At 74.3% G+C, this 25584-nt stretch carries 26 protein-coding genes; 16 read left to right on the top strand and 10 right to left on the bottom strand.

The window, feature by feature from the left end:
- Positions 1–181: 181 nt before the first annotated feature.
- The gene (locus tag ACH443_RS06595; RefSeq protein ID WP_430589835.1) at positions 182–853 is read left to right on the top strand and encodes a DUF4287 domain-containing protein; all 672 of its coding nucleotides are present in this window, start codon (positions 182–184) and stop codon (positions 851–853) included.
- Positions 854–862: 9 nt separating this feature from the next.
- On the opposite strand, the gene ACH443_RS06590 is transcribed toward ACH443_RS06595, so the two are convergent.
- Positions 863–1810, bottom strand: coding sequence for a helix-turn-helix transcriptional regulator (locus tag ACH443_RS06590; protein WP_430589834.1), 948 nt, complete (start codon positions 1808–1810; stop codon positions 863–865).
- A 118-nt stretch (positions 1811–1928) separates the two neighbouring features.
- On the opposite strand from ACH443_RS06590, the gene ACH443_RS06585 reads away from it, so the two are divergent.
- Both ACH443_RS06585 and ACH443_RS06580 read left to right on the top strand, forming a co-directional pair.
- Entirely contained in the window at positions 1929–2339 is a 411-nt protein-coding gene (locus ACH443_RS06585) for a VOC family protein (RefSeq protein WP_429763960.1), read from the top strand.
- 66 nt (positions 2340–2405) lie between these two features.
- Positions 2406–2885 carry a pyridoxamine 5'-phosphate oxidase family protein gene (locus ACH443_RS06580; RefSeq protein ID WP_430589833.1) on the top strand — a complete coding sequence of 160 codons (480 nt, stop codon included), beginning with the start codon at positions 2406–2408 and terminating at the stop codon, positions 2883–2885.
- Position 2886: 1 nt separating this feature from the next.
- Here the strand turns inward: ACH443_RS06580 and ACH443_RS06575 are convergent, their stop codons facing one another.
- On the bottom strand, positions 2887–3462 hold the full coding sequence (locus tag ACH443_RS06575; protein ID WP_430589832.1) for a hypothetical protein: 576 nt from the start codon (positions 3460–3462) through the stop codon (positions 2887–2889).
- A 104-nt stretch (positions 3463–3566) separates the two neighbouring features.
- Here ACH443_RS06575 and ACH443_RS06570 point away from each other — a divergent pair, with 104 nt between their 5' ends.
- From ACH443_RS06570 to ACH443_RS06555, 4 genes are all read left to right on the top strand, one after another.
- Positions 3567–4073 carry an N-acetyltransferase family protein gene (locus ACH443_RS06570; protein ID WP_429763957.1) on the top strand — a complete coding sequence of 169 codons (507 nt, stop codon included), beginning with the start codon at positions 3567–3569 and terminating at the stop codon, positions 4071–4073.
- Between the two features lie 33 nt (positions 4074–4106).
- Positions 4107–4730: a TetR/AcrR family transcriptional regulator gene (locus tag ACH443_RS06565; RefSeq protein ID WP_429763956.1), complete on the top strand. Its 624-nt coding sequence runs from the start codon at positions 4107–4109 to the stop codon at positions 4728–4730.
- 114 nt (positions 4731–4844) lie between these two features.
- Positions 4845–6248 (top strand): MFS transporter, encoded by a 1404-nt coding sequence (locus tag ACH443_RS06560; protein WP_430589831.1) that lies wholly within the window; start codon positions 4845–4847, stop codon positions 6246–6248.
- Positions 6249–6387: 139 nt separating this feature from the next.
- Complete coding sequence (locus ACH443_RS06555; RefSeq protein WP_430589830.1) at positions 6388–9195, top strand: LuxR C-terminal-related transcriptional regulator; 2808 nt, start codon at positions 6388–6390, stop codon at positions 9193–9195.
- Here the strand turns inward: ACH443_RS06555 and ACH443_RS06550 are convergent.
- On the bottom strand, positions 9168–9824 hold the full coding sequence (locus tag ACH443_RS06550) for a hypothetical protein (protein ID WP_430589829.1): 657 nt from the start codon (positions 9822–9824) through the stop codon (positions 9168–9170). The two genes, ACH443_RS06555 and ACH443_RS06550, sit on opposite strands and share 28 nt — an antisense overlap.
- 154 nt (positions 9825–9978) lie before the next feature.
- On the opposite strand from ACH443_RS06550, the gene ACH443_RS06545 reads away from it, so the two are divergent.
- The gene (locus ACH443_RS06545) at positions 9979–11601 is read left to right on the top strand and encodes an MFS transporter (RefSeq protein ID WP_430589828.1); all 1623 of its coding nucleotides are present in this window, start codon (positions 9979–9981) and stop codon (positions 11599–11601) included.
- 9 nt (positions 11602–11610) lie between these two features.
- Here ACH443_RS06545 and ACH443_RS06540 read toward each other — a convergent pair whose 3' ends face one another.
- Entirely contained in the window at positions 11611–14334 is a 2724-nt protein-coding gene (locus tag ACH443_RS06540; RefSeq protein ID WP_430589827.1) for a cation-translocating P-type ATPase, read from the bottom strand.
- A 194-nt stretch (positions 14335–14528) separates the two neighbouring features.
- Between ACH443_RS06540 and ACH443_RS06535 the strand changes: the two genes are divergently transcribed.
- The 4 genes from ACH443_RS06535 to ACH443_RS06520 are packed head-to-tail and all read left to right on the top strand — an operon-like array spanning position 14529 to position 17229.
- Positions 14529–14972 (top strand): DUF6325 family protein, encoded by a 444-nt coding sequence (locus ACH443_RS06535; RefSeq protein WP_430589826.1) that lies wholly within the window; start codon positions 14529–14531, stop codon positions 14970–14972.
- A 1-nt stretch (position 14973) separates the two neighbouring features.
- Positions 14974–15267: an SHOCT domain-containing protein gene (locus ACH443_RS06530; RefSeq protein ID WP_429731777.1), complete on the top strand. Its 294-nt coding sequence runs from the start codon at positions 14974–14976 to the stop codon at positions 15265–15267.
- 19 nt (positions 15268–15286) lie between these two features.
- Positions 15287–16786 carry an APC family permease gene (locus tag ACH443_RS06525; protein WP_430589825.1) on the top strand — a complete coding sequence of 500 codons (1500 nt, stop codon included), beginning with the start codon at positions 15287–15289 and terminating at the stop codon, positions 16784–16786.
- A complete protein-coding gene (locus ACH443_RS06520; RefSeq protein ID WP_430589824.1) occupies positions 16783–17229 on the top strand; it encodes a hypothetical protein in 447 nt (148 codons plus the stop codon). The genes ACH443_RS06525 and ACH443_RS06520 overlap by 4 nt, the downstream gene beginning before the upstream one ends.
- 13 nt (positions 17230–17242) lie before the next feature.
- On the opposite strand, the gene ACH443_RS06515 is transcribed toward ACH443_RS06520, so the two are convergent.
- Entirely contained in the window at positions 17243–17740 is a 498-nt protein-coding gene (locus ACH443_RS06515) for a pyridoxamine 5'-phosphate oxidase family protein (RefSeq protein ID WP_430589823.1), read from the bottom strand.
- Positions 17741–17992: 252 nt separating this feature from the next.
- Between ACH443_RS06515 and ACH443_RS06510 the strand changes: the two genes are divergently transcribed.
- A complete protein-coding gene (locus ACH443_RS06510; RefSeq protein ID WP_430589822.1) occupies positions 17993–18655 on the top strand; it encodes an SDR family NAD(P)-dependent oxidoreductase in 663 nt (220 codons plus the stop codon).
- Between the two features lie 39 nt (positions 18656–18694).
- Here the strand turns inward: ACH443_RS06510 and ACH443_RS06505 are convergent, their stop codons facing one another.
- The 3 genes from ACH443_RS06505 to ACH443_RS06495 form a co-directional block, all read right to left on the bottom strand.
- Entirely contained in the window at positions 18695–19123 is a 429-nt protein-coding gene (locus ACH443_RS06505) for a YybH family protein (protein WP_430589821.1), read from the bottom strand.
- A 106-nt stretch (positions 19124–19229) separates the two neighbouring features.
- Positions 19230–20018 (bottom strand): hypothetical protein, encoded by a 789-nt coding sequence (locus ACH443_RS06500; protein ID WP_430589820.1) that lies wholly within the window; start codon positions 20016–20018, stop codon positions 19230–19232.
- A complete protein-coding gene (locus tag ACH443_RS06495) occupies positions 20015–21172 on the bottom strand; it encodes an FAD-dependent monooxygenase (RefSeq protein ID WP_430589819.1) in 1158 nt (385 codons plus the stop codon). Before ACH443_RS06495 ends, ACH443_RS06500 begins: the two co-directional genes overlap by 4 nt.
- Before the next feature lie 264 nt (positions 21173–21436).
- Here ACH443_RS06495 and ACH443_RS06490 point away from each other — a divergent pair, with 264 nt between their 5' ends.
- The 3 genes from ACH443_RS06490 (at position 21437) to ACH443_RS06480 (ending at position 23778) form a co-directional block, all read left to right on the top strand.
- The gene (locus ACH443_RS06490; RefSeq protein WP_430589818.1) at positions 21437–21931 is read left to right on the top strand and encodes a DUF6318 family protein; all 495 of its coding nucleotides are present in this window, start codon (positions 21437–21439) and stop codon (positions 21929–21931) included.
- 491 nt (positions 21932–22422) lie between these two features.
- Complete coding sequence (locus ACH443_RS06485) at positions 22423–23052, top strand: hypothetical protein (protein ID WP_430555952.1); 630 nt, start codon at positions 22423–22425, stop codon at positions 23050–23052.
- Between the two features lie 231 nt (positions 23053–23283).
- The gene (locus ACH443_RS06480) at positions 23284–23778 is read left to right on the top strand and encodes a hypothetical protein (RefSeq protein ID WP_430589817.1); all 495 of its coding nucleotides are present in this window, start codon (positions 23284–23286) and stop codon (positions 23776–23778) included.
- A 20-nt stretch (positions 23779–23798) separates the two neighbouring features.
- On the opposite strand, the gene ACH443_RS06475 is transcribed toward ACH443_RS06480, so the two are convergent.
- Together ACH443_RS06475 and ACH443_RS06470 are read right to left on the bottom strand one after the other, a co-directional pair.
- A complete protein-coding gene (locus tag ACH443_RS06475) occupies positions 23799–24551 on the bottom strand; it encodes a carbohydrate ABC transporter permease (RefSeq protein WP_430550381.1) in 753 nt (250 codons plus the stop codon).
- 74 nt (positions 24552–24625) lie between these two features.
- A complete protein-coding gene (locus ACH443_RS06470) occupies positions 24626–25576 on the bottom strand; it encodes a carbohydrate ABC transporter permease (protein ID WP_430555954.1) in 951 nt (316 codons plus the stop codon).
- Positions 25577–25584: the final 8 nt, after the last annotated feature.

The following is a 25584-nucleotide window of genomic DNA, read 5'->3' as shown; positions in this document are numbered from 1 at the left end:
GTCGGCAGGGCGGCGCGTCCCGCCCGATCCCCGGACCGGCGCTCGCGCCGCCGGGACCGCGCGAGCGGTGGGGACAGAGGGGACCTCGAGTGCTCGACGCGGTCAGGACACCGTGTTCACCGGTGCCTGCCGGCGGGCGCGAGCCGCGGGTGGCGCACCGTGCGAGCACGCAGGAGTCCTCATGACTACGCAGGAGTCGTTCAAGAAGCGCGTCCGCGCGCGCATGGCCGCCACCGGCGAGAGGTACGGCGCCGCGCGCCGCACCCTCCTCGCCCGGGCGGCACCTCCCCCGGCCGGCGCCCGCGCCTGGGTGTCGGAGCCCGACCTCTCCGACGACACGATCCGCGAGGGCACCGGCCGCGGGTGGGACGAGTGGGTCGCGCTCGTCGACGCCGGCCCCGGTCGCGACGCCGGGCACACCGCCATCGCCGCCTGGGTCGCGGGCGAGCACGGCGTCTCCGGCTGGTGGGCGCAGTCGGTCACCGTGGGCTACGAGCGCATCACCGGGCTGCGCGTGCCCGGCCAGCGGCCCGACGGCACGTTCTCGGTCAGCCGGTCGCGGCTGCTCGACGTCGACCGCGACGCGCTGCGCGCCCTGCTCGACGACGACGGCGACCGCGCCGGCCTCGTGCCCGGCCTCACGCTCGCACCGCGGTCGCGCCCGGGCGTGAAAAGTCCGCGGTTCGGGGTGTCAGACGACGACGGCGAGCACGGCGTCGCGATGTTCTCGCCGGACCCGGTCGGGTCGCGGCTGCGCCTGATCGTGACCCACGAGCGGCTCGGCTCCGCGGCCGAGGCCGAGCTGTGGAAGGCGTTCTGGGCCGACTGGCTGGTAGCGCTCGACGACGCCTGACGACTGCGGTTAGCCCCGCCCGTGCGCCACCACCAGCTCCGCCCCGAGACGCGCGAGCTCCGCCCGCACCTCCGGCGGTCCGACGACGTCGGCCTGGGCGCCCCAGCCGGCCAGGTGGCGCGCGACGTCGAGCGGCGTGGGGGCGGCGACCCGCACCGTCGCGCGAGCGCCGTCGCCGCCGTCGACGATCACCGTGTGCCGCCCGAACTGGGCGCGCAGGACGTCGACGTGCTCGGGGGCCACGCGCACGGTGGCCCACGTCGCGGACCGTCTCGCCTCGACCTCGCCGACGACGCGGTCCCACTCCGCCTGCAGGTCGACGCCGTCGGGCACGACGGCGGGCTCGTCGGTGACGTCCAGCGCGCCGACGCGGTCGAGACGGAAGGTGCGCGGGCCGCGGTCCGTGCCGGCGATCAGGTACCAGGCGCCGTCCTTGTCGACGAGCCCCCAGGGGTCGAGGGCGCGGCTCGAGGACCGCCCGGTCGCGCCGGTGTAGTCGATCCGCACGCGGCGCCGCTCGACGACGGCGCGCTGCAGGGCGTCGACCTCCGGCGGCCGGACCCGGCCGGCCGCGCTCCACCCCTCCCGGTCCACGACCACGGCCGCGGCGGCCGCCTCCGCCTCGGCCCGGAAGGTGGCGGGCAGCGCGCGCACGAGCTTGCGCAGCGCCGCGCGCGCGTGGTCGGACGACGCCGCGCCCGGCCCGGCGAGCAGGAACAGCGCGCGCGCCTCGGGCGCCGTGAGGCCGCTGAGGTCCGTGCGCGACCCGCCGAGCAGCGACCACCCGCCGCCGCGGCCCGGCTGCGGGTATACGGGCACGCCCGCGGCCGACAGCGCCTCGAGGTCCCGGCGGGCGGTCGCCACCGAGACCTCGAGCGCGTCGGCGAGCTCGGCCGCCGTCACGCGGGGGCGCGACTGGAGGTGGAGCAGCACCTGGATGAGGCGGTCGGCGCGCATGCTCCGAGACTGCCACGAAAAATAGTCAGAAGGTGAGCACTTTGGACGGAAGAGTGGTGCTCACGAGGTCATCAGGCCTCGATCGCACCGACCGTCACACCGAGCACCGGGAGCCGACATGCTGCGCGGACTGACCACCATCACCTACCTGGCCGACGACGTGGCCGCTGCCCGCGACTGGTACGCCGAGGTGCTCGGCACCGAGGCGTACTTCGCCCGCGAGGCCGGCGGGGCGCTCGCCTACGCGGAGTTCCGCATCGGCGACTACCAGCACGAGCTGGGGATCATGGACCGGCGCTTCGCTCCCCCGCAGCCCGACGGAGCCGCGGGCGCGGTCGCCTACTGGGCGGTCGACGACGTCCGCGGCACCGTCGCGCGGCTGCTCGAGCTCGGCGCCGCCGCGTACCAGGAGCCGGTCGAGCGCGGCCCCGGGTTCGTCACCGCGGCGGTCGTCGACCCGTTCGGCAACGTTCTCGGCGTCATGGAGAACTCCCACTACCGCGACGTGCTCGCCTCCCTGACCTCCTGACCGCCCCGCCGGCGGACGCCCGCCCGTGCCAGCATGGTGGCGAACCGCGACGCGAGGAGGCCCGCGATGGAACGACAGGACACCGACGAGCAGGACGACGCCGGGCTCGCGCGTCGCGTCCTCGACGACGGCCGCTACCTGGTCCTCGCGTCCGCGGACGGCGACGGGAACCCGTGGCCCACCCCGGTCTGGTTCGCCCGCGACGGGCGAGAGCTCGTCTGGGTCTCCCGGCGCGGCACGCGCCACTCGACGAACGTCGCCCGGCGGTCCGCGGTGGGCATCGTGGTCTTCGAGACGCCCGCGCCCGTCGACGGCCGCCCGCGCGCCGTGTACGCCGAGGCCACCGCGGGCGAGGTGCCGGACACGGACCGCGACCGCTGCCTCGCGATCTTCGACCGCCGCTCCCGCGCCGAGGGACTGGGCCCCTGGACCGTCGACCGCATCGTCGCGCCCGCCGAGCTGCGCCTGTACCGCGCCGTCGTCTCGCGGTTCTTCGTCCTCGAGCCCGACCGCGACGTCCGCCGCGAGGTCGATCTCGGCCTCTAGGTCACGCCGTCAGCACCAGCACCGCGAGCGCGACGGCGAGGATCACGTCGAGCACGCCGCAGAACTCCGACAACGACCGGGCCACGACGCGACCGGAGCGGTGGTGGTAGACGTCCCAGGCGGCGTGCCCGAGCAGCCCGACGGCGACGACGAGCCCGCCCGCGGTGGCGTCCAGCCGGACGGCGACCGACGCGGCGGCCCCGAGGACGAGCATCGCCGCGGCCTGGAGCGGGAGCGACCACGGCGGGCGCCGGCGCCCGGCCGCGAGGCCGACGACGACCAGCACCACGGCGAGGCCGATCATCCAGGGCGTCGGGTCGAGGTCGACGACCTTGGTGGCGCCGATCAGCACGAACGTCACGCCGAACGCGAGCCATGCGGCGCCGGGCCGGCCGAGCGCGGCGGCCGCCAGGTAGACGAGGCCGGAGGCGGCGAGCACCGGGGCGACGTCGCGCGCGTCGGCGAGCCCGACCGCGGTCGCGGCGGCGACGACCACCCCGAGCGCCGCCGGCCACACCCGGCCGAGCACCGAGCGCCGGTCGGCCGTCCACGTGCCTGACACCTGGTCCTGGGTCATGGTCTTCTCGCTCTCGTGCGTGCGAACCGCGTGAGGTGAACCGCTGACGATCGAGCGCGATAAACTGTACACACTTGTTCGAGTTAGAGGAAGGGCGGACGACGATGTCGCACTCCACGGCGGCGACGCCCGGCCCGGCGGAGCTCCGGCGCGCGACCCCGGACGACACGGACGCCGTCGCGCGGATCTGGCACGAGGGCTGGACGGACGCCCACCTGGGCCACGTGCCCGACGCACTCGTGGTGGCCCGCACCCCGGCGTCGTTCCCGGAGCGCGCCCGCGAGCGCATGGCCGACACCACTGTCGCCGTGCACCGGGGGGCCGTCGCGGGCTTCGTCATGGTCGCCGGCGACGAGGTGGACCAGCTCTACGTCGACCGCGCGGCCCGCGGCGCCGACGTCGGCGGGGCGCTCCTGCGGCACGCGGCCCAGACCGTCCGGGACGCCGGGCACCCGCGCGCCTGGCTCGCCGTGGCGACGGGGAACGCGCCGGGGCGCCGCTTCTACGCGCGGCAGGGCTGGGTCGACGAAGGCCGGTTCGTGCACCGCGCGCCGGTGCCGGGCGGGACCGTCGAGGTGGACTGCCACCGGTTCGCGAGCCCGGACCGTTAACCTGGACACTCCTGTACAGGCTTGGAGGAGCTCGTGGTCACGACACCGGCGCAGACGACGGAGACGACGCACGGGGCCACGGCCGACGGCGGCCGGGACCGCGCCAAGCGCGCCGACGCCGTCCGCAACGTGGAGGCGATCCTGGCCGCGGCCACCCGCGTGCTGGCGACGGACCCCGACGCGAGCATCAACGAGATCGCCAAGGCCGCGGGCGTCGGTCGCGTCACCCTCTACGGACACTTCGACTCGCGGGCGACGCTCGTGCGCGAGGTCGTGGACCGCGCGATCGCCCAGACCGACGAGGCGCTGGCGACCGTCGACCTGGACGGCGACCCCCGCGAGGCGCTCGGCCGCCTGCTCGAGGCGACCTGGCACCTGACCCACCGGTTCGGGGCCCTGGTGGTCGCGGGCTCCCAGGTCCTCCCGCCCGAGGAGATGAGCCGCGCGCACGAGGGGCCCGCGCAGCGGGTCCGCGGCCTGCTCGAGCGCGGCCGCGCGGCCGGCGAGCTCCGCGACGACATGCCCGTCGACTGGCAGGTCAGCGTGCTGCAGGCGATCCTCCACGGCGCCTCCGCCGCGGTGCACCGCGGCGAGATCACCGCGGACGAGGCTCCCGCGCTCGTCCGCGCCACGACCCTCGGCGCGCTCTCCGCCTGACGTCGCCCCGGAAGTCACCCGCACGACCCTCTTGTCGAACATGCCTGTTCGAGTTAATTTACTCGAACAGGCATGTTCGACTTATTCGTGCTCGACACCTCGAGGGACCGTGCCATGACGTCACCAGAGAAGCCCGCCCCGCAGACCACGCCGCAGACTCCGGACGACCAGCCCTCCGCACCCGACCCCCGGCGCTGGCGCATCCTCGCGCTGCTCGGCATCGCCCAGCTGATGCTCATCGTCGACGTGACCGTCGTCGCGATCGCCCTCCCCGAGATGGGGGCCGACCTCGGCCTCTCCCGCTCCGGCCTGGCCTGGGTGGCGAGCGTGTACGCCCTCGTCTTCGGCGGGCTCATGCTGCTCGGCGGCAAGGCCGCCGACGTCCTCGGCCCGCGCCGCGTCGTGCTCGCCGGCCTCGCGCTGTTCACCCTCGCGTCGCTGCTCGCCGGGCTCGCACGGTCCCCGGAGCTGCTGCTCGCCGCCCGCGCCCTGCAGGGCGCCGGCGCGGCGGCCATGTCGCCGGCCGCGCTGTCCGTCATCGTGCGGACGTTCAGCGGGCCGGAGCTGTCGCGCGCGATCGGCGTCTGGTCCGCGCTCGGCGGCGCGGGAGCCGCCGTCGGCGTGCTGGTGGGCGGCGTCCTGACGTCGGGCCCGGGCTGGCCGTGGGTGTTCTACGTCAACGTGCCCGTCGGGGTGCTGCTCCTCCTGGCCCTGTTCCGGTGGGTACGGCCGTGGCCAGGGTCGGGCGGTCGGCTCGACGTGGCTGGCGCCGCACTCGCCACCGCCGCGACCGCCGCCGCCGTGTACGGGCTCGTCACCGCCGGCGACGCCGGCTGGCTGAGCGCGCCGACCCTGGTCGCCCTGCTCGTCGGCGTCGTCGGGTACGTGCTGCTCGCGCGCCACCTGCGCGCGTCCGCGACGCCGCTGGTGGACCCGGCCCTGCTCGTCCGGCGACCGGTGCTGCGCGGGCTCGGGCTGATCTTCGTCGCCACGGCCCTGATGATCTCCGTGTTCTTCCTCGGCTCGTTCACGCTGCAGCAGCTCCACGGCTTCAGCGCCCTGGACACGGGGCTGACGTTCCTGCCCGTCGCGGTGGGCACCATCCTCGGGTCGAGCGTCGCGGGCCGCGTCCTCCCCCGCCTCGGCGTGCGCGCCGTGTCCGTCGTCGGGCTGCTCGTCGCCGCCGTCGGCCTGGCCGCGGCGGCCGGCATCTTCTCGATGACGGTGCTCGTGGTGGGCATCGCCGTCGCCGGGTTCGGCGTCGGCGCCGTGTTCGTCGCCGCCGCGGGGAGCCTCTTCTCCGCGGCCGAGCCGCACGAGGCCGGCGTGGCCTCCGGCGCGCTCAGCACGTTCCACGAGTTCGGGGCCGCGACCGGTGTCTCCGCCGTGTCCAGCGTCGCCGCCGCGGCCCTGGTCGACCCGGGGTTCGACACGTTCGCCGCCGGGTACTGGTTCGCCGCCGCGGTCGCCCTGGCGGCCGCGCTCGCCTCGCTCGCGCCGGCCCGGGCCGGTCGCTGACGGAGCTCACCGCCGCCGGGCCGGGCCGGGTGATATCTCGCCGTCGCGTGGCCGCTCGCGGGGCGGGAGAGAGACGCTGGTACGGCCGCGCCCGCCGCGCGGGCTCATACTGGCAGGAGCACACCAGGGCGGAGTCACGATGACGCGTGCACAGGAACCGGGGGCACCCGACCTCGACGCCCCGGGCGCGAGCCGCCGCAGCCTCCTGTCGACGGTCTCGCCGGCGAAGCTGCGCCCGGCCGTGAGCCCCGAGTACCTCGTGCCGCGGCCGCGGCTCGTCAGGCTGCTGGACGACGCGGTGCGGGCGCCGCTCACGCTCGTCGTCGCGCCGGCCGGTTCCGGCAAGACCTCGCTGGTGCGCGACTGGGCCGCGCGGAGCGCCCTCCCCCACGCCTGGCTGTCCGTCGACGAGCCCGACCGCGACCCCGCCCAGCTCTGGCGGGGGATCCTCGCCGCCCTCGAGGGGATCGCACCGGGGTGCTCCGAGCCCGCGGCGCGGGCCCTGCGGCAGCAGCGGCCGCTCGACGACGCGCTCGCCGTGCTGCTCGACGACCTCGAGGCGCGACCCTATGACGCGCGCGTGCTCGTGGTCGACGACCTGGAGCTGGTCGACGACGAGCCGGTGACGGCGTCGTTGCGGACGTTCGTGCAGCGGCTCCCCGGCTGGCTGCACGTGGTGCTGGTGAGCCGCCGGGTGCCGCAGCTCCCGGTGGACCGGCTGCGGGCGCGCGGGATGCTCGGCGAGGTCCGCTTCCCCGAGCTCCGCTTCTCGGACGCGGAGGCGTCCGCGATGCTCGCCCGGCTCGCCCCCGCGATGCCGGCCGACCGCGTGGACGAGATGTCCCGCCAGGCCGAGGGCTGGGCCGCGAGCATCCAGCTCGCCGCGCTGGCCGCACGGTCGGCCGCTGCGCGGGCCGACGACGTCCGGGCCGGCGACAACCAGGCCGACGACCTCCAGGACAGCGACCTCCAGGAGGGCGACGTCGATGACGGCGACGAGGCCCGCGACGACCGGTCGGCCCCGGGCGCCGTGCGCCGCGACGACGGCGCCCGCTACCTCGAGGACTACGTCTGGCACGAGGTGCTCCGGGGCGAGGCGTCGGACGTCGTGACGGTGCTGACCGCCACCGCCGTCGTCGACCGCGTCGACCCGCGCCTCGCGCGGGCGCTGGCCGGCCGCGAGGACGCCCCCGACCTGCTGGCCCGCGCCGAGGAGCGCGGCCTGTTCGTGGCCCGGATCGAGCCCGCAGGGTCGTACGAGCTGCACGCGCTGGTCCGTGAGGCGCTGGTCGCGCGGCTGCGCCGGCAGGACCCGGCGCGGATCGCGGAGCTCCACCGCCTCGCGGCCCGGTGGTACGAGGCGGACGGCCAGCCGGTGCATGCGATCGAGCACCTGCTGCGGGCGCAGGAGCACCGCGACGCGCTCCGGCTCCTCGCGTCCTGCGTCACCGCGCTCTACGAGAGCGGTCGCCGGTCCACGGTCCTGCGCACGCTCGCCGCGATCCCCGCGGACGTCGCGCCGGCCGACCCGGGCGCCGCGAGCGACGTCGCCTGGTGCCGGCTCTATGTGGACCGGGCGGGCTTCGTGCAGACGGTCGACGGGCTCGACGCCCGGGCGCACGACGTCGGCCCGGGCGCCGACGACCCGGGCGCCGACGACGGGGCGACCGCGCCGGCCGTGCGCGCCCGGCTCGAGGTGCTGCGGGCGGTCGTCTCGGCGATCCGCGGCGACTGGGCCGGCGGCGCGGGACTCGCCCGGGCCGGCCTCGCCACCATGGGTGACTCCTGGCTGCTCGACCCGGTGGTGCGGTACGGCTGGAACCTGGTCGCCCGGGAGATTGCGCTCGCCGAGCGGTGGGACGACGCCAGCGCCGAGGTGCACAAGCTCGCGCTCACGATCGCCGCGGCACCTGAGCGGAGACTCGCGCTCGAGGGCACGCGGGCGCTCGGCGCGGCGCTCGGCGGGCGTCCGGTCGACGCCCTGCGGCTCGTCGCGGGCGCGCGGGAGGCGTCCGAGCAGACCAGCATGACCATGCTCCGCACCGAGCTCCTGACGGCCGAGGGGATCGCTCTCCGGGAGATCGGCGACCGGGCCGCCGCCCTGCCGCTGCTCGACCGGCTGTCCGGCGAGGACTGCGACCCCCTGCCGCACTGCCGGCTCCTCGCCTGCCTGGAGCTGGCCCGGGCGCACCTCGACCAGGGGGACCTGGACGCCGCTGGACGAGCCTTCGCCCAGGCCGCCGAGATCGTGGGGACGGAGGTCACCGGCCCGGGCGGCCGGGGCCTCCTGGCCCGGACGGGATGCCTCGTCGCTCTGGCCCGGGGCGCGACGGACGAGGCACGACGCTGGGTCACGCAGATCGACGACCCGTTCTGGTCACCCGTCAAGGGCGCTCTCGTGCTCGTCGCGGAAGGCGAGCCCGGGGCCGTCGCGGGCCTGGTCGTGGACGCCGAGCCCCGGAACGCGCGGCACCGCGTGGTCCTCGACCTGGTGCTCGCCCGCACCGCCGCGAGCCCGGCGGAGGCCGAGGCGCACCTGCTCGAGGCCGTCGGCACGGCCTCCGCGCACGGCCTGGTGCAGACCGTCGCGAGCGCGGGTCCCGAGGTCGTCGAGGCGATCGAGCGGCTCGCGTGGCGCGTGCCGCCGAGCTGGCTGGCGCGGTTGCGCCGTGTCCCCGCCGACGGGTCGGTGCTGTCGAGCGCGGCGCTGCGCGAGCGCGCACGCTCGCTGACCGACCGTCAGCTCGGGATCCTGCGGATGCTGCCGAGCCGGCTCACCCTGCGGGAGGTCGCGGACGAGCTCTACATCTCCGTGAACACCCTCAAGTTCCACCTCAAGATCATCTACCGCGAGCTCGGCTGCGGGTCGCGCGCGGAGGCTGCCGAGCTCGCGCGCGCCCTGGTCAGTCCCGGGCACGCTCAGCCGTCGAGCACCCTGCGGCGCTGAGCCTCGTACTGGTCGAGGGTGAGGACGCCCCGCTCCACCAGCTCGGCGAGCGTGCGGAGCTGAGCCGCGGGGTCGACGGCGAGCTCGGGCCGCGCGGCCGTCGCCGGCCCGCGGACCAGCAGGTCGGCGGCTCCCCGGCGCCCGGTGTCGGCGACGGGCCCGTCGTGGCGCGCCGAGGACGGCGCCGTGGCAGACCCGGCCGCGCGGACACGGACACGGGCAAGCCGCTCACCGCCGACGATCCGCCCCCCGGCCGCCCGGGCAGCGGCCGACAGCGGCGCGGCCCAGCGGTCCTCGAGGAGCAGCAGGAGGGCGGCCGCGTCGGGCTCGACCGCCACCGACGCGAGCGCGACGTCGTGCGCGCTGAGCCGGACCCGGGGGCGCTCGAGCGCCGCGAGCGGCGCCAGCTGCTCGACGTCCCGCAGGGCATGGGCCGTGGCCGACGCCTGGTCCGGCCCGCGGCGGAGCAGGACCGCGTCGACCAGCCCGAGCACCCCCGACCGGACCAGCCCGGTGACCGTCGCCACGACGCCGCTCAGCAGCTCCACCGCCGGCACGGCGATCATCACGTACTCCAGGAGGTCGTCGTCGGGCCCGTGCGCCGCGCCCGCCCCCGGCGCATCCGTCATCGGACTTCCCCTCCCCCGCGGTCGTGTCGTGCCCGGCCAGGCTGGCCCGAGGGCGGGTGGGGCCGCACCACCCCCCGACGGATGGCGCTCACCCACCCGCGCCCGGCGGATGCTCCGAGCACGACGGCACGGGCGACGGCGGGAGAGGACGACGATGGCGACGGGACCGGCAGCCGGGCCCACCAGCGGCACCCGGGGGCTCGTGCTGCTCACCCTGGCCTCCGGCCAGTTCCTCATGACCCTCGACAGCTCGGTCATGAACGTGTCGATCGCGCAGGTCGCCGAGGACGTCGGGACCACCGTGACGGGCGTCCAGACCGCCATCACGCTCTACACCCTGGTGATGGCCACGATGATGGTCACCGGCGGCAAGATCGGCACGATGATCGGGCGCCGCCGCGCGTTCGCCCTCGGCTGCGTGATCTACGGCGCCGGCTCGCTGACGACCTCCCTCGCGCCCAGCCTCGGCGTCCTGCTGCTCGGCTGGTCGGTGCTCGAGGGGCTCGGCGCGGCGCTCATCATGCCCGCCATCGTGGCGCTCGTCGCCGCGAACTTCCCGCCTGCGGGCCGCCCCCGTGCCTACGGGCTCGTCGCCTCCGCGGGGGCGATCGCGGTGGCGGCCGGCCCCCTGATCGGCGGCGCCGTCACCACCCTCTGGACGTGGCGGTACGTGTTCGCGGGCGAGGTGGTCGTGGTCCTGGCGATCCTGGCCCTCACCCGCCGCATCGCCGACTCCGCGCCCGCCGCCCGGTCGCGGATCGACCTCGTGGGGGTCGTCCTGTCGGCGCTGGGCCTGGGCGTGGCGGTGTTCGGCGTGCTCCGCTCGAGCGAGTGGGGGTGGGTCCGCGCCAAGCCCGGCGCCCCGGCGGTCGCGGGCATCTCCGCGACGCTGTGGCTGATCGTCGTCGGCCTCGTCGTGATCCGCGTGTTCCTCTGGTGGCAGGGCCGGCGGACGGCGCGGGGCCTGGAGCCGCTGGTCGACGTCACGCTGCTGCGCAACCCGCAGCTGGTGGGCGGCCTCGTCATGTTCCTGTTCCAGTTCCTGCTCCAGGCGGGCCTGTTCTTCACCGTCCCGCTCTATCTGTCGGTGGCCCTCGGGCTCAGCGCGTTCGAGACCGGGCTGCGCCTGCTGCCCCTGTCCGTGGCGCTGCTGCTCGCGGCGGTCGCCGTCCCGAGGTTCTGGCCCGAGGCGTCGCCGCGCCGCGTCGTCACGATCGGCCTGGTCGCGCTGCTGGCCGGCATCGTGTCGCTGGTGCTCGCCCTCGACGTCGGCACCGGGCCCGAGATCGTGTCGGTGCCGCTCCTGCTCGCCGGGATCGGGGTGGGCGCGCTGTCGTCGCAGCTCGGCGCCGTGACCGTCTCCGCGGTGCCGGACCGGCTCAGCGGCGAGGTCGGCGGCCTGCAGAACACGTCGACCAACCTCGGGGCGTCCCTCGGGACGGCGCTCGCGGGGTCGGTGCTCGTCGCGGCGCTCACCGCGAGCTTCCTGGCCGGGATCGAGGACCACCCCGCCGTGCCGGACGAGCTGGCCGCGACCGCCACGGTGCAGCTCGCCGCCGGGATCCCGTTCCTCTCCGACGCCCAGCTGCGGGAGGGGCTGGGCGACGCCGGGCTGCCGCCCGAGCAGGTCGACGCCGTCGTCGAGGAGAACTCGGCGGCGCGGATCGACGGCCTGCGCACCAGCCTGGCGGTGCTGTCCGTGCTCGCCGCGGTGGCGGTGCTGCTGACCCGCCTCCTGCCCACGCGGGCGGTCGGCGCGCGCAAGCCCTCCGGGTGACCGGGTCCGTCAGGCGCGGACCGCGGGACGACGCCGCCGGGCGACCAGCTTCCACAGCTCCTCGACCACCACGAGGGACAGCGCGAGGCCGGCGGCGGTGCACCACTGCCCGAACGACAGCCCGGTGGTGCCGAAGATCCGCGCGAGCAGGTCGATGCCCGTCACCGCGACGATCGCGAGCAGCGCCAGACCGTACCGGCGCAGCTGGACCGCCCCGGGCAGGGCGTCCCGGTCGAAGATCGTGCCCTCCGGGTCGCGCGAGAGCAGCGCCCCGGCGAGGTGGAACAGCGACAGCGTGGTCAGCAGCATCGTCGTCGCGACGACCGCGCCGCCCTGGTCGTCGCCGACCTGGTAGGCGACCAGGGACCCCACCGTCATGACGAGCCCCTGCGCGCAGAGCCGGACCCACCCGCCGCGCGAGATCACCGGCGCGGACACGGACCGCGGCGCCCTCGACATCAGCCCCCGCGCGGGCTGGTCGAACCCCAGCGCGATCGCGAGCGGGATGTCCACGACCATGTTGAGCCACAGGATCTGCAGGGGGTCCAGGGGCACCCCGCCCGCGATCCCGAGGGTGCCGGCGCCGAGGAAGATCGCGATGTAGGCGACGAGCGTCGACATCTGGAAGCGCAGGTACTTGACCAGGTTGTCGTAGAGCGCCCGCCCGTAGGACACCGCGCCGACGATGGTGGCGAAGTTGTCGTCGGTGAGCACCATGACGGCGGCCTCCTTGGAGACCTCCGTGCCGGTGATGCCCATGGCGACGCCGATGTCGGCCGTCTTGAGCGCGGGGGCGTCGTTCACGCCGTCCCCGGTCATCGCGACCACCTCGCCCTGCTCCTGGAGGAGCCGGACCAGGCGGACCTTGTCCTCCGGCGCGACCCGGGCGACCACGCCGATCTCGTCGAGCTCGCGGAGCAGGCGCTCGTCGCTCGTCGCGGCGAACTCGCGGCCCGTGACGGCCCGACCCTCGATGCCGAGCTCCGCGGCGATCGCGGCAGCGGTCGTGGCATGGTCGCCGGTGATCATCCGGACGCGGATGCCGGCCCCGCGGCACTCGGCGATCGCCGCCCTCGCCTCGGGGCGGGGCGGGTCGACGATGCCGACCATCGCCAGCAGCGTGAGCCCGTCCACGAGGCGGACGAGGTCGCCGGGCGCGGTCCCCTCGAGCACCCCCGGCTCCAGGTCTCGTCGGGCGACCACCATCACGCGCTCGCCTGCGGCGGCGATCTCGTCGTTGGCGGCGAGCGCGCGCCGGCGCTCGTCGTCCGTCAGGGCGGTCACCGTCCCGTCGGGGCGCAGGACGGCGGTGGACCGGCCGATCAGGACGTCCGGCGCGCCCTTGACGTAGCAGCGCACGACCGCCCGCCCGTCGGCGACGACCTCGTGGAACGTCGCCATGAACTTGTACGCGGAGTCGAACGGCACCTCCGCGACCCGGGGCAGCGCCGCGCGCGTGCCCGCGACGTCGAGCCCGCCCTTCGCGCCGAGCACGATCAGCGCACCCTCCGTCGGGTCGCCGACGAGGTCCTCGCCGTCCAGCACGGCGTCCGCGCACAGCACCATCGGCAGCAGGTACGGGTCGAGGTCGATCCGCTGCCCCCCGACGTGCCGGATCTCGCCGGCGGTGGCGTAGCCCTCGCCGGTGACGGTGAAGCGGCCGTGGCCCGGCACGACGAGCTGGCGGGCGGTCATCTTGTTGAGCGTCAGGGTGCCGGTCTTGTCCGAGCAGATCGCCGACGTCGAGCCGAGGGTCTCGACCGCGGGCAGCCGCTTGACGATCGCGTGCCGGCGGGCGATCTCGCGCGTGCCCATCGACAGCAGCGCCGTGACCACGGCGGGCAGGCCCGTCGGGATGGCGGCCACGGCGAGCGCGACGCCGGTGACGAACAGCGTGTCGAACGGCTGCCCCTGGGCCAGGCCGAGCATGACGACGAGCACGAGCGCGACGCCGGCGACCGACGCGATGATCCGCGACAGCGCGTCGAGCTGGCGCTGCAGCGGCGTCCGCGCGGTCTCGGTGCCGGCCAGCATGTCGGCGATGTGCCCGATCTCGGTGCCCATCCCGGTCGCCGTCACGATCAGCTCGCCGCGGCCTCGGGTCACCGCCGTGTTCATGAACGCCATGCAGACCCGGTCCCCGAGCGGGACGCCGTCGCCGGGCACGGGGTCGACCGACTTCGCGACGGGCAGGCTCTCGCCCGTCAGTGCGGCCTCCTCGATCTCGAGGGCGGCCGCCACCCACAGCCGTCCGTCGGCGGGGACCCGGTCGCCGGCCTCGACGAGGACGACGTCCCCCGGGACCAGCTCGGCCGCGTCGATCTCCGCCGCCAGGCCGTCGCGCCGCACCCGGCAGACCGTCCGCATCATCTGGGCCAGCGCCCGGACGCTCTCCTCGGCCTTGGCCTCCTGCCGCAGCCCGATCACAGCGTTGAAGACCGTCAGGCCGGCGAGCACGACCGTCGTCCCGGTGTCGCCCGTGACGAGCTGGTTCACCAGGGCGGCGACGAGCAGCACGACCTGCATGAAGTCCTGGTATTGGCGCAGGAACGCGCGCCATCCCGGCTCGCGGGCCTTGGCCGCGAGCTCGTTGCGCCCGTGCGACGCGAGCCGCGCCCGCGCCTCCTCGGCCGTCAGCCCGTGGGTGGGGTCGACGCCGACCGCACGTGCGACGTCCCCGGCCTGGGCGGAGACGGGGTCGACCGAGGTCGGTCCGGGGTCGGTGAAGGTCATGCTCGGCTCCAGGTGGCGGCGAGACGGGGCGGCGAGACGGGCGGTGGTCCTCCCGACCGATGCTGCGGGCGACCCGGGTGGCGACGCTCCACCCCGCCCGGGGTGGGGTGCGACCACCCGCGACGGTGCCAGCCTGTCCGTCGCGGCCGCACGGGTCGCGACCGGCAGGCTGGCACCGTCGCAGGAGGACCTCGATGACCGAGCAGCAGACCGAGCAGCAGGTGGGACCGATCGACTACCTCGTCCTGGAGTTCCCCGGCGCGAGGCTGCAGGGCAAGGGGTTGCCCGCGCTCCTGGACCTCGTGGAGCGCGGGATCATCCGGATCCTCGACCTGCGGGTGGCGAAGGTGACGGAGACCGGCGTCGTCGGCGTGGCGCTCACGGACCTCGACGACGACGGGCAGCTGGACCTCGCGGTGTTCGAGGGCGTGACGTCGGGCCTGCTCGACGACGACGACCTGGCGCGCGGCGCCTCCCTCGTGGAACCGGGCAGCGCCGTCGGGATGATCGTGTACGAGAACACGTGGGCGGGACCCTTCGTCGCCGCCATGCGCGAGGCCGGCGCGGAGGTCGTCTCCAGCGGCCGTATCCCGGTCGACGACGTCGTCGCGGCGCTCGACAAGCTCGAGGAGGAGTGAGATGGGACTGCTACGAGGGGTCGCCCGGACCGCGGTGGTCGCGGGGACCGCGACCGCGGTGTCGAACCGGGTGTCACGACGTCAGGCCGGCCGCTGGGCCGCGCAGGAGCAGTACGCGGAGCCGCAGCAGCAGTACGCGCCGCCGCCTCAGCAGTACGCACCGCCGCCGGCGCCGGCGGCGGCCGGCGGCGACGACGTCATCGCACAGCTGGAGAAGCTGGGCCGGCTCCGTGACAGCGGCGTCCTCACGGACGAGGAGTTCGCCGCCCAGAAGGCCAAGCTGCTCGGGTCCTGAACGGGACCGGGAGACGACGATGAGTGCCACGGACACGCCGCGCCCCGCAGCGGCCGGCACGAGGACGAGGCCGCCGACGACGGCGTGGATCTCGTGGGTCGCGCTCGCCATGATGACGACCAGCTCGGTGGCCAGCCTGCGGGCCGCGCCGACGATGGCGGTCTACGGGCTCGCCTGCGTGTTCCTCTACCTGCTGCCCGCGGTGGTCTTCCTGCTGCCCACGTCGCTGGTGTCCGCCGAGCTCGCCTCGGGCTGGAAGGGCGGCGTCTACAACTGGGTCGCGCTCGGCATCTCCAAGCCGATGGGCTTCCTGGCTGTGTGGTGCCAGTTCGCGATGACGATCTTCTACTACCCGAGCCTGCTCGGGTTCGTCGCGAGCACCCTCGCCTACGTCTTCAACCCGTCCCTGGCCAGCAGCGGCGTCTGGACCGCGCTCGTCATCATCGTCGTGTACTGGAGCGGCGTGTGGGTGTCGTCCCGCGGCACCAAGGGCGTGGCCGGCCTCGCGAGCGGCGGGCTCATCATCGGCACCCTCATCCCCGGCGTCGTGCTCGTGACGCTGGGCATGGTGTTCCTCGGCCAGGGCAACGAGTCGGCGGCACCGATGACCAGCGACCACATCTTCCCCGTGTGGGCCGGCCTCGCGAGCCTCGTGCTCATCGTGAACAACTTCCTGTCGTACTCCGGCATGGAGATGAACGCCGTGCACGTCTCCTCGCTGAAGAACCCGGCCAAGGAGTTCCCCAAGGCGATGTTCCTCGCGATGGGGATGGTGCTGCTGATCTTCATCCTCCCGGCGCTGGCGATCAGCTGGGTGGTGCCCGCCGAGGAGCTGTCCCTCACCGCCGGCGTCATGCAGGCCTTCGACGCGGTGTTCGCGAGCTTCGGCTCGCAGTGGCTCACCCCGATCGTGGGCGTCATGCTGGTCACCGCGTCGCTGGGCGGGATGCTCACGTGGCTGGCCGGACCGTCCAAGGGCCTGCTGCTCATCTCGCGGCAGGAGGGCTACCTGCCACCGTTCCTGCAGCGCCTGAACAAGCACGGCGTGCAGCAGAACATCCTGGTCGTGCAGGGCGTCGTGACGACGGCGATCGGCCTGATGTACGCGCTGATCCCCGACGTCTCCAGCGCCTACTGGATCTTCTCGGTGATCACCACTCAGGTCTACCTGATCATGTACCTGCTCATGTTCGTCGCCGCCGTCGGCCTCCGCCGTCGGTACCCGGACCATCCGCGCGGCTTCCGGGCGCCGATGCTCGTGGCGCTGTGCGGCGTCGGGTTCGCGGCCTCGCTCGCGGCCCTGCTGGTGGGCTTCGTGCCGCCGTCCCAGTTCGGGGGCGGCAACGCCGGCCTGTACTTCCTCATCGTGGGCGGCGGGGCGCTGGGGCTCGGTCTCCTCGTCCCCTACCTGTTCTACCGGTTCCGCAAGCCGTCGTGGCGGCAGCCCGACGACGGCGGCGAGGCGGGCACCGACGTCGCGGGCGCGCCCCCTGACGGCTCGGGGGTGAGCGAGGCATGAGCACCGTCGACGAGACCCAGCCGCCCCGCGAGCGCCGGACGCTGTACGTGGTGGTGACCGTCGTGGTCCTCGCGCTCGTCGTCCTCGGACTGATCTTCTACCGGTCGGGCGAGCAGACCCGCGACGCCGAGGCCAAGGCCGACCAGCTCATCGCGGCGCTCGACGCCGCCGGGGCCCGCACGCCGTCCCAGGACCAGGTGATGCGGGTGCTCGCGGACGACGGCGGCGCGGTGTGCGCGAACCCGAACGACGCGCTGAGCCGTGCCGCCTACCTCGCCCAGCTCACCAACGGGGCCGGCGGCCCGGGGGCACGGCCCGTGATCGCGGACAGCCGGGCCGTGCGCGGGCAGGTGCTGATCATGGGGATCTACTGCCCCGACGAGCTCGCGGAGTTCCAGGAGTTCGCCGACGGACTGACCACGGAGGACCTCACGACGCCGTGACGGGCGGGCCCGTTCACCCCTGCCCCGCCGTCCCGCGCGCGGCGAGCTCCTGGAGGAACGCCGGGATCCGGCCCGTGCCGAAGTCGTAGTAGCGGGCCCAGGTCGGCACGACGGCGATGCGCGCCATGCGGTCGTAGAGCGCGCGGCAGGCCTGCTCGAACTGCTCGAGCTCCGCCCCGGCCATGCCCTTGCCGGCGGCGGCGAGGTACTCCGGCACGAGGCCGTCGACGACCGTGATCTCCGCGCGGCCGCGCACCGACAGCGACTTCGCCCCCGACGGCGAGTCGCCGTCGACGAGGGACAGGGCCACGTCCGGGCGGGCTCGCAGCGCGGCGACCTTGGGCGCCGTCTCGGCGGTGGAGACCACCAGCTCCCACCCGGTCCACCAGAACCCCGCGGGGACAACCCGCGGGGTGCCGTCCTGCGCCGTGTAGGCCAGGTGCAGGGCGGACGGCGAGCCGAGGAGCTCCCTCGCGTCCGCCAGCTCGCGGTCGATCTCCTGCTGCTCCATCGTGTGCGTCCCTCCGTCGGTCGCGGCGCCGGCCGCCGCCCTCACCCCGGGGACGGAGCGGGCCGCGCGTCCTCGACATCGGCGTGCTCCCGACATCGAACCGCCGCCGCGGCCCCTCCGCCCGACGTGGGCACCGTGGGGTCCCCGGCCGGTACACCCCACGCCAGGGACTCCCCCGACCGCCGCCGCGGGCGTTGACTGGGACTCGAGCCGGCGTCGCACGGACGCCGACCGCCACGTGGGAGGAACGACATGACGACGCTCGCCATCATCGGCGCCGGCCCCGGCCTCGGGCTGTCGGTCGCGCGGCGCTTCGGCCGCGAGGGCTTCTCGGTCGCGCTCGTCGCCCGGGACGCCGCGAAGCTGGACCGGCTCGCGGCCGGGCTGCGCGACGAGGGGGTCACCGCCGCCGGGTTCGTCGCCGACGCCCGGGACCGCGCCGCGCTGACCGCCGCGCTCGACCGGGCGGCCGCCGACCTCGGGCCCGTCGAAGTGCTGCAGTACAGCCCCGTGCCCGCGCGCGAGTTCATGAAGCCGACGCTCGAGACCACCGCCGACGACCTCGTCGGCCCGCTCGAGATGTCCGTGCTCGGCCCCGCCGCCGCCGTCCGGCACGTGCTGCCCGGGATGCGCGAGCTGGGCCGCGGGACCGTCCTGTTCCCCAACGGCGGGAGCGCCGTCCGGCCGCGCGACGCCGTGACCGGCACGTCCGTGGCCTTCGCCGCCGAGAGCGCCTACGCCCGGCTGCTGCACGAGGCCCTGGCGCCGGAGGGCATCCACGTCGCGCAGCTGATCATCCCGCTCGGCATCGGCGGCGGGGACCCGGACCACGAACCCGACGCTCTCGCCCAGCGGCTCTGGGAGCTGCACGTCGAGCGTGGCGAGTTCCGCACGTTCGTGCGGCCACTGGACTGAAGCCACCGGACCGAGACCCCGCGCGACGGCCGCGGCCCGTCAGGGGCCGGTCGCGCCCTCGTCGGGGAAGGCCGGGGTGACCAGCGGGTCGGCGTGCATGTGCACGATCCGCCAGCCGGCCGCGCGACGCCGGTAGACCTTGGTGACGCGACGCTCGCGGACCTCGGGCTCCCCGGTCGCGGACCGGGAGTGGATCTCCTCCACGTGCACGGTCCAGGCGGTGTCCCCGTGGACGTGCTCGTCGAGCTGGTCGAGCCGCCGGTAGACGCCGTTGCGGTACGTGACGGCCACGGCGGCGAGGCGGTCGCGCACCTCCTCCCAGCCGCGCGCGACCCCGCCGAACGCGCCGAGCAGGGAGACGTCCGCGGCCTGGTCCCAGAGCTGCTGGAAGTCGTGCGGGTCGCCGGCCACCAAGGCGGCCAGGGCGGAGCGCTGCGCCGCCTGGAAGTCGGCCCACGTCGACACCATCGTCCTGACCTCCCGGGGTGAGCGTGCGGGCCGCGGGACGGTCGCCGGCGGCCTCGGAGCCTCCACGTCACCACACCGGCAGCGACCGTTCAACCCCTGCGGCGGATCACTCCACAGAGGCCTGGCGCCCGCCTCGCGGCGCCGTGATCCACGTTGCGACCACCAGCCCGACGCCCCACACGGCGGCCGCCACGCCCCAGACCGCGCCCAGGCTCCCCAGCACCTCGGGTCGGATGACCGACACCGCCCCGAGCCATGCCGCGCAGACCGCGACGCACGTCGTCGGGAGCGCCCAGCCCGCCGGGTGGATGGCCGCGAGCCCCGCGACGAGGGACAGTGCGAGGGGCAGCGCGGCCTGGACCGGCCAGTGCTGGAAGCCCACCGTGACGTCGTCGGCGAGCCCTCGCCAGGTGGCGGCGACGGCCATCCCGGCGTAGCCGGCCCATGCCCAGGACCCGACAGCGGCCCACGCCCCCGGCCACCAGTCGCGGAGGTGCGGTCGAGGGACCGGCGGCGGCCGTCGCACCGGAACGGCCACAGCGGCGGCAGACCCGGCGACGCCCGCCGCGACGATCAGGTGGGCGGGCGTCCCGCTGAGCGCGGCCGCGACCGCGATCGCCAGCCCGCCGAGGACGAGCTGGAGCGCGGCGACGTCACCGAGGCTCGGCCAGATCCCGGCGGCCAGGAGAGGGGCGGCAACCATGACCGTGAACATGAGGCCCCAGCCGGTCGCGAGGAGGCTCATCGGGACCCATTCCGGGCCGTCGAAGTAGCTGGTCAGGTCGATGATCCCGAAGAACAGCACGCTCCAGAAGATGCCGAGCACCACTGCCAGCGGACGCAGCACGCGCGGGCCTGCGGCGGTGTCGGGCGCCGTCGCGTCGGGCGTGGTCATGCTGGCGCGGCGCCGGCAGCCCCGTCGACGGGCCCTGCGGCGAGCCGGTCGCTCAGGAGCCCGAGCCATCGGACGAAGAGCGCTGTCGCCACCGGATCGGGGAGCATCCGTGCCTGTCGAGGCCGGTACTGGTTGGCTCGTTCGCGCATCGCCACCCTGGAGGCGAGCCGCGCCCGGCGCGCACGACGGCGCTCGTAGTCGCGCAGCGCGGCCGGCACGTCCGGCGCGTGGTCCAGCGCGCGTGCCAGGACCCAGGCGTCCTCGAGTGCTTGGTTCGCCCCCTGGCCGGCGGTCGGTGGCATGAGGTGCGCCGCGTCGCCGAGCAGCGTGACCCGTCCGCGCCCCCACTCACGGGCCACGTCGTGACCGTAGTGGGGGTAGAAGCCGATGGTGGCGTCGTCGACCCTGGCGAGGAGACCCGGCACCGGGTCGGCCCAGTGTCCGAAGCGGTCCGCCAGGTCCGCGACGACCGAGCGCGGCCGCGGCTCGTCCGGGCGCCATGGGTGGTCGAACCACCACTGGACCTGATGGTTGCCGGCGTCGAACATGCCGACGAGCCCTTCGGGGCCGACGACGAACAGCCCGGTGCCGGTGATGTCCGCGTCGGCCCGCGCCGTCAGCATCCCCTGCCAGGTGACCCAGCCCGTGGCGCGCGGCTCCGCCGGTCCGTGCAGGTCGCCCCGCACCACCGACCGCCCGCCGTCCGCCCCCACCACGACGTCCCCCGTCCGGCTGGTGCCGTCCTCGAGCCTGACGCGCGCACCGCCGCCGTCCTGGGTCACGGCGACGGCCTTCTTCCCGTACTCGACCACGCCGTCCGGCAGCCGGGCCGCGAGCCGCCGGACCACGTCGCGGCGCCGCACGCAGACCTGCGGCGAGCCGAATCGGCGGGTCGCAGCGCCGACCCGGATGCGTCCGAGCCGGCGACCGTCCCAGCCGCGGTTCTCGAGGACCTCGAGCCGTGTCCCGAGCCCGTCGAGCGAGATCCCGATGTCGTGGAGCACCGCCGTCCCGCCGCTCCAGAGGATGAACGCCGCACCGGTCTCGCGCGGCGACTCCGCTCGCTCGACGACCTCGACGTCATGTCCCCGATCGATCAGGGCCACCGCCGCTGCCAGGCCGCCGATCCCCGCACCCACCACCAGGACTCTCACCGCAGTCCCTCTCCCGCGACAAGCCCCCTCCTCTGGATCGTCCGTCCGGGGCCCGGCGCACGCACCGTCTGCGCCACGTTTCACCCCCCCGTGGGCCCGTTCGTACCCACCTCTGCGCGACTGTCGCCGGAGCCGGTCTCGCGGTCGACGAGCGTCGTCCCCACCGCCACCTGCACGGATCGCGATATCCACAGACGCTCAGGCAACCACATGACGATCTGCTCTACAGTGACCGCGACGTCACCGCCGACAGGGAGCCCCGTCATGACCCGCAGCCGGGCCATTCTCGCCGCCGCCTCCATCACCGCTGCCGCGGCGCTCCTCGTCGCCGGCTGCGACGACGACCCGCCCGCGACGCCGTCTCCCGAGACCACCGCCGCCAGCGAGAGCCCCTCCGCGTCCCCGTCGCCCAGCGCCACCGCCGTCGTCGTCGCGCCCGAGCGGCCGAAGGAGATGGACGACGACGGCCCCGCCGGCGCTGAGGCGGCAGCGGTGTACTTCCTCGAGCTCGACCCGTACATCATGAAGACCGGCGATACGGCCAATTATGAAGAGATGTCGAGCAAGAGCTGCACTCATTGTTCGGCGCGTATTGACCAAGCAAAGGAGATCGCCGAACAGGGAGACCAGTGGCATGGCGGTGATGTAAAGGCGGCCGTGGTGCACACCTACGAGCAGGAGGCCACTACAGAAATCTGGCCGATGGACGTGGCTGTGAGAATCTCTCCCGTGAGCGTCACGGACAAGTCAGGAAGCTAAGTCTTCAGCGAAGCCGCCGACACTACAGAATCCAGGGTCGAGATGGCCCGCCGCGACGGACAATGGGTCGTTGTCGAGGTTCGAACGGACCAGAGCTCGTGAAGGTCGCCGCGCGACTGGCCACGGTTGCGCTGGCTCTGGCTTCCCTCGCTTCGATGCCCCTGATTCAGGCAAGCGCGCATCAGCAGTCTGCAGCATCCGAGTCCGAGCGAAAGTACTCTGGTTTCGCAGACGACAACTCGAACGAGACCGGTGCAGAGGCCCGCGGGAGTGGTTGGAAGAACACTCCCGATGGTAGGGAGCCTGCGGCTCCCGACAAACCCCGGGACCGCTACGCCCGCACCGACGCGGTGACGTGCGGGACGCTGGGTGAAGACCTGGACTCCCTCAGCGGCATCGTCACCGCACCGGGTGCATGCCCGGAAGGCACGGACGTCGTCGAAATCACGACACCGTGCGAAGACGGCGAGTACGCCCTCGATGCGCTCTGGGTGCAGCGAGTCCGGGAGAACGGCACCTACGACGACGCCGAGCAGCTCACCGAGGACGAGTGCATCTCCCCCGCGGACATCGCACGTCAGGCACAGCGCGAGTTCAAGTCCATGAAGATCCGGGCGCCGGAAGCGACGGTGCAGGGCAACCCGCCGATGGTGGTCAACGTCCACTACCCGGCGTACACCACCGCGGCGCCGCAGGACCGCACGGTCACGCTGCTCGGTGTGCCCGTCGTCCTGCGCGCGGAGCCCACCGAGTACGCGTGGGACTTCGACGACCCGTACTCGTCCACCGGCAGCACGCTCACGACGACGTCTCCCGGTCGCCCGTGGCACGAGGGCGACGCCACCCCTGACGAGTCCTGGGTCGGACACACCTACAGCCAGCTCGGCACGCCCGGCGAGGACGCGGGCACCGCCGTCGACGACAAGGGCAACGTGTACCGCGACGGCGTCACTGTCTCGCTCACCACCACCTGGCAGGGCCGCTTCCGCGTCCAGGGCACCAGCGACTGGACGGACATCCCGGGCACCATCTCGACGACGAGCACCACGGGCCCCACCACGGTCACCGAGGCACGCACGCGCCTCGTCTGCGAGGACCTCGAAGGCAACGACGTCTGCTGACCCACCGCACCCCGACGTAGCACCCGGTGGCGGTTCCGAGACGGGAACCGTCACCGGGCGCTACGTCGACAGCACGTCCGCCGGAGCCCGAGGCCGCGGCGCCAGGCCCTAGATCACGCTGCGCCCCTCGGCCCTGGCCTTGCGCAGCTCGCGGTAGAACGCACGTGCGCCGCGCAGCCAGGCGCGCGAATCCTGTCGCTCCCGACGGGAGGCCCTGCCAGACTCGCGGGCATGACGACCGACGCCAGGCACGGCGACCGCCCCGGCACGACGCCGCCCCTCCGCACCGCGCGGGTGCTCCGCGTGACGGAGGAGGCGTGCGACGTGTGGCGCGACGGCGGTGTCGCCACCGTGCCGTTCGCCGCGACCCTTCCGGCACCGCGTACCGAGCGCGTCTCCCCCGGCCACCTCGTCGCGATCGCGACAGCGACCGACGGGCGCGACGTCGTCGTCTGGCGATGGTTCGACGCCGTCGTCCTCGGCGAGGAGGCCGACGGGTCGGTGCGCCTGTGGGAGCCGGCCCACGGCGAGGTGCTCGCACGGCGCCGGCCCGGTTGTCGCCACCTCGAACCGGGTGTGCGCGCCTATGCCTCGGCCGGCCTGCCCGGCGCCGGCTGGTGGGTGGCGTCGGCCGCCGGCGGGGGCGACGTCGTCCCCGTGGCCGACCTCGACGAGGTCGCCGCGTTCTCTGCGAGCAACGGCCTCTGGGCGGCGGCCCTCGGCTGAGGGGACGAGGTCATCTCACGTCACTTCACCGCGCCGCCGAGCGCGCCGGCGGCGATGTACCGCTGCGCGAGGACGAGGAGCACGATCGCCGGCACGGAGGAGATGACGGCGCTCGCCATGACGGGCCCCCAGCTCTGGACGTTGCCCTGCAGGTAGTCGTAGATGCCGAGCGTGATGGGCTTGATGTCCGCACCCGTGGTGAGGGTGAGGCCGAACATGAAGTCGCTCCACGCGAAGAGGAAGCTGAACAGGCCGGCGGTGATGAGCGAGTTCTTGCTCACCGGCACGATGATCGACCAGAACGCGCGGAAGTGGCCGGCGCCGTCGACGCGCGCCGCCTCGGTGAGCGCGGGCGGGATGGACCGCATGAACGCGCTCATGATGAGGATGGCGAACGGGATGCCGTGGGTGGCGTTCGCGAGGATCAGCCCGACGTACGTGTTGAGCAGGCCCAGGTCGTTGAACAGCGTGTAGAGCGAGTTCGCGATGACGATGCCGGGGATCATCTGCGCCAGGAGCAGCACGAACAGGAAGATCCCCATGCCGCGCAGGCGGAACCGCGACAGCGCGTAGGCGGCGGGCGTGGCGATCACCAGCGACACGAGCACCGCGCCGAGGGCCACGATCATGCTGGTGACGAGGTTGCCGGTCTGGTCCTCCCACGCCCGCTGGTAGCCCTCGAACGTGACGTTCGTCGGGAAGAACGAGCTGTTGGCCGCCGTGCCGCCGCCCTGGAGGGACACGTTGACCATCCAGTAGACGGGGAACAGCATGACCGCGAGGAGCACGATCCCGACGATCGTGTACCGCAGCTTCCGGGCGTCGGTCGTCTGATTCACGATGAACCTCACTCATCCACGGCGCGCTTGTTGACGCGCAGGTACACGACGGCGAACAGCAGCGACACCACGATGAGGATGTTGCTGACCGCGGCGCCGGTGCCGAAGGAGAACTCCTGGAACGAGCGCCGGTAGGAGTCGGTGGCCAGGGTCTGGGTCGCGTTGGCGGGGCCGCCGCCGGTGAGGCCCAGGATGATGTCGAGCACCTTGAGGGTGTAGATCACGCCGAGCACGAGGACGACGCTGACCACGGGCCGCAGGTTGGGCCAGGTGATGTGCCAGAACGCCTTGGCGCCGGTGGCGCCGTCCAGGGCGCCGGCCTCGTAGAGCTCGTCGGGGATGTTCTGCAGACCGGAGTACAGCAGCGTCATGTTGAACGGGATGCCCACCCAGACGTTCACCAGGACGACGGCGACGAGCGCGACGTCGGGGCTGGTGAGCCAGTGGACCGGCGCGATGCCGATCGTGCCCAGCGCCTCGTTGAGGACGCCGCCGTCCTGGTCGAGGATCCACTTCCACACCGCGGTGCCCGCGATCATCGGTAGCAGCCAGGGCAGCAGGAGGAGGGACCGCAGCACGTTCCCCAGCGGGAACCGCCGCTTGAAGAAGAGGGCGAACAGGAGCCCGATGACGAACTGGCCGACGATCGAGCCGATGGTGAACAGCGCCGTGTTGAGCACGGTCGTGCGGAACAGGCCGCTCGTGACGACCTCGACGTAGTTGTCGAGCCCGACCCACGGCGCCTCGCCCGAGACGAAGGTCCGCACGGTGTAGTCCTGCGACCCCATCACGAGGTTCTTGACGATCGGGTACCCGAAGAACACGAGCACGTACGCGATCGCGGGCACGAGGAACAGCCACTGGGCGGTCCGCTCGCGCATCCGGGCGCGGTTGCGCCGACGGTCGGCGCCGCGACCGGGCGCGACGACGGGCGCCGGGCCGGCGAGGGTGGTGGTCATCGTCGATC

The organism is Isoptericola sp. NPDC019571, assembly GCF_044389385.1.
Lineage (GTDB): Bacteria > Actinomycetota > Actinomycetes > Actinomycetales > Cellulomonadaceae > Isoptericola > Isoptericola nanjingensis.
Note: the sequence above shows the minus strand (reverse complement) of the source record. Positions and strands in the feature narration are given on the sequence as shown.

Coding starts and splice junctions, on each gene's coding strand:
- ACH443_RS06470 (WP_430555954.1), bottom strand. CDS start 25,576: ATGACCACCACCCTCGCCGGCCCGGCGCCCGTCGTCGCGCCCGGTCGC.
- ACH443_RS06490 (WP_430589818.1), top strand. CDS start 21,437: ATGACCCGCAGCCGGGCCATTCTCGCCGCCGCCTCCATCACCGCTGCC.
- ACH443_RS06590 (WP_430589834.1), bottom strand. CDS start 1,810: ATGCGCGCCGACCGCCTCATCCAGGTGCTGCTCCACCTCCAGTCGCGC.
- ACH443_RS06555 (WP_430589830.1), top strand. CDS start 6,388: ATGACGCGTGCACAGGAACCGGGGGCACCCGACCTCGACGCCCCGGGC.
- ACH443_RS06500 (WP_430589820.1), bottom strand. CDS start 20,018: ATGACCACGCCCGACGCGACGGCGCCCGACACCGCCGCAGGCCCGCGC.
- ACH443_RS06560 (WP_430589831.1), top strand. CDS start 4,845: ATGACGTCACCAGAGAAGCCCGCCCCGCAGACCACGCCGCAGACTCCG.
- ACH443_RS06510 (WP_430589822.1), top strand. CDS start 17,993: ATGACGACGCTCGCCATCATCGGCGCCGGCCCCGGCCTCGGGCTGTCG.
- ACH443_RS06530 (WP_429731777.1), top strand. CDS start 14,974: ATGGGACTGCTACGAGGGGTCGCCCGGACCGCGGTGGTCGCGGGGACC.
- ACH443_RS06505 (WP_430589821.1), bottom strand. CDS start 19,123: ATGGTGTCGACGTGGGCCGACTTCCAGGCGGCGCAGCGCTCCGCCCTG.
- ACH443_RS06520 (WP_430589824.1), top strand. CDS start 16,783: ATGAGCACCGTCGACGAGACCCAGCCGCCCCGCGAGCGCCGGACGCTG.
- ACH443_RS06595 (WP_430589835.1), top strand. CDS start 182: ATGACTACGCAGGAGTCGTTCAAGAAGCGCGTCCGCGCGCGCATGGCC.
- ACH443_RS06475 (WP_430550381.1), bottom strand. CDS start 24,551: ATGCTGTTCCCCGTCTACTGGATGGTCAACGTGTCCCTCCAGGGCGGC.
- ACH443_RS06550 (WP_430589829.1), bottom strand. CDS start 9,824: ATGACGGATGCGCCGGGGGCGGGCGCGGCGCACGGGCCCGACGACGAC.
- ACH443_RS06545 (WP_430589828.1), top strand. CDS start 9,979: ATGGCGACGGGACCGGCAGCCGGGCCCACCAGCGGCACCCGGGGGCTC.
- ACH443_RS06585 (WP_429763960.1), top strand. CDS start 1,929: ATGCTGCGCGGACTGACCACCATCACCTACCTGGCCGACGACGTGGCC.
- ACH443_RS06480 (WP_430589817.1), top strand. CDS start 23,284: ATGACGACCGACGCCAGGCACGGCGACCGCCCCGGCACGACGCCGCCC.
- ACH443_RS06540 (WP_430589827.1), bottom strand. CDS start 14,334: ATGACCTTCACCGACCCCGGACCGACCTCGGTCGACCCCGTCTCCGCC.
- ACH443_RS06535 (WP_430589826.1), top strand. CDS start 14,529: ATGACCGAGCAGCAGACCGAGCAGCAGGTGGGACCGATCGACTACCTC.
- ACH443_RS06525 (WP_430589825.1), top strand. CDS start 15,287: ATGAGTGCCACGGACACGCCGCGCCCCGCAGCGGCCGGCACGAGGACG.
- ACH443_RS06575 (WP_430589832.1), bottom strand. CDS start 3,462: ATGACCCAGGACCAGGTGTCAGGCACGTGGACGGCCGACCGGCGCTCG.
- ACH443_RS06580 (WP_430589833.1), top strand. CDS start 2,406: ATGGAACGACAGGACACCGACGAGCAGGACGACGCCGGGCTCGCGCGT.
- ACH443_RS06570 (WP_429763957.1), top strand. CDS start 3,567: ATGTCGCACTCCACGGCGGCGACGCCCGGCCCGGCGGAGCTCCGGCGC.
- ACH443_RS06515 (WP_430589823.1), bottom strand. CDS start 17,740: ATGGAGCAGCAGGAGATCGACCGCGAGCTGGCGGACGCGAGGGAGCTC.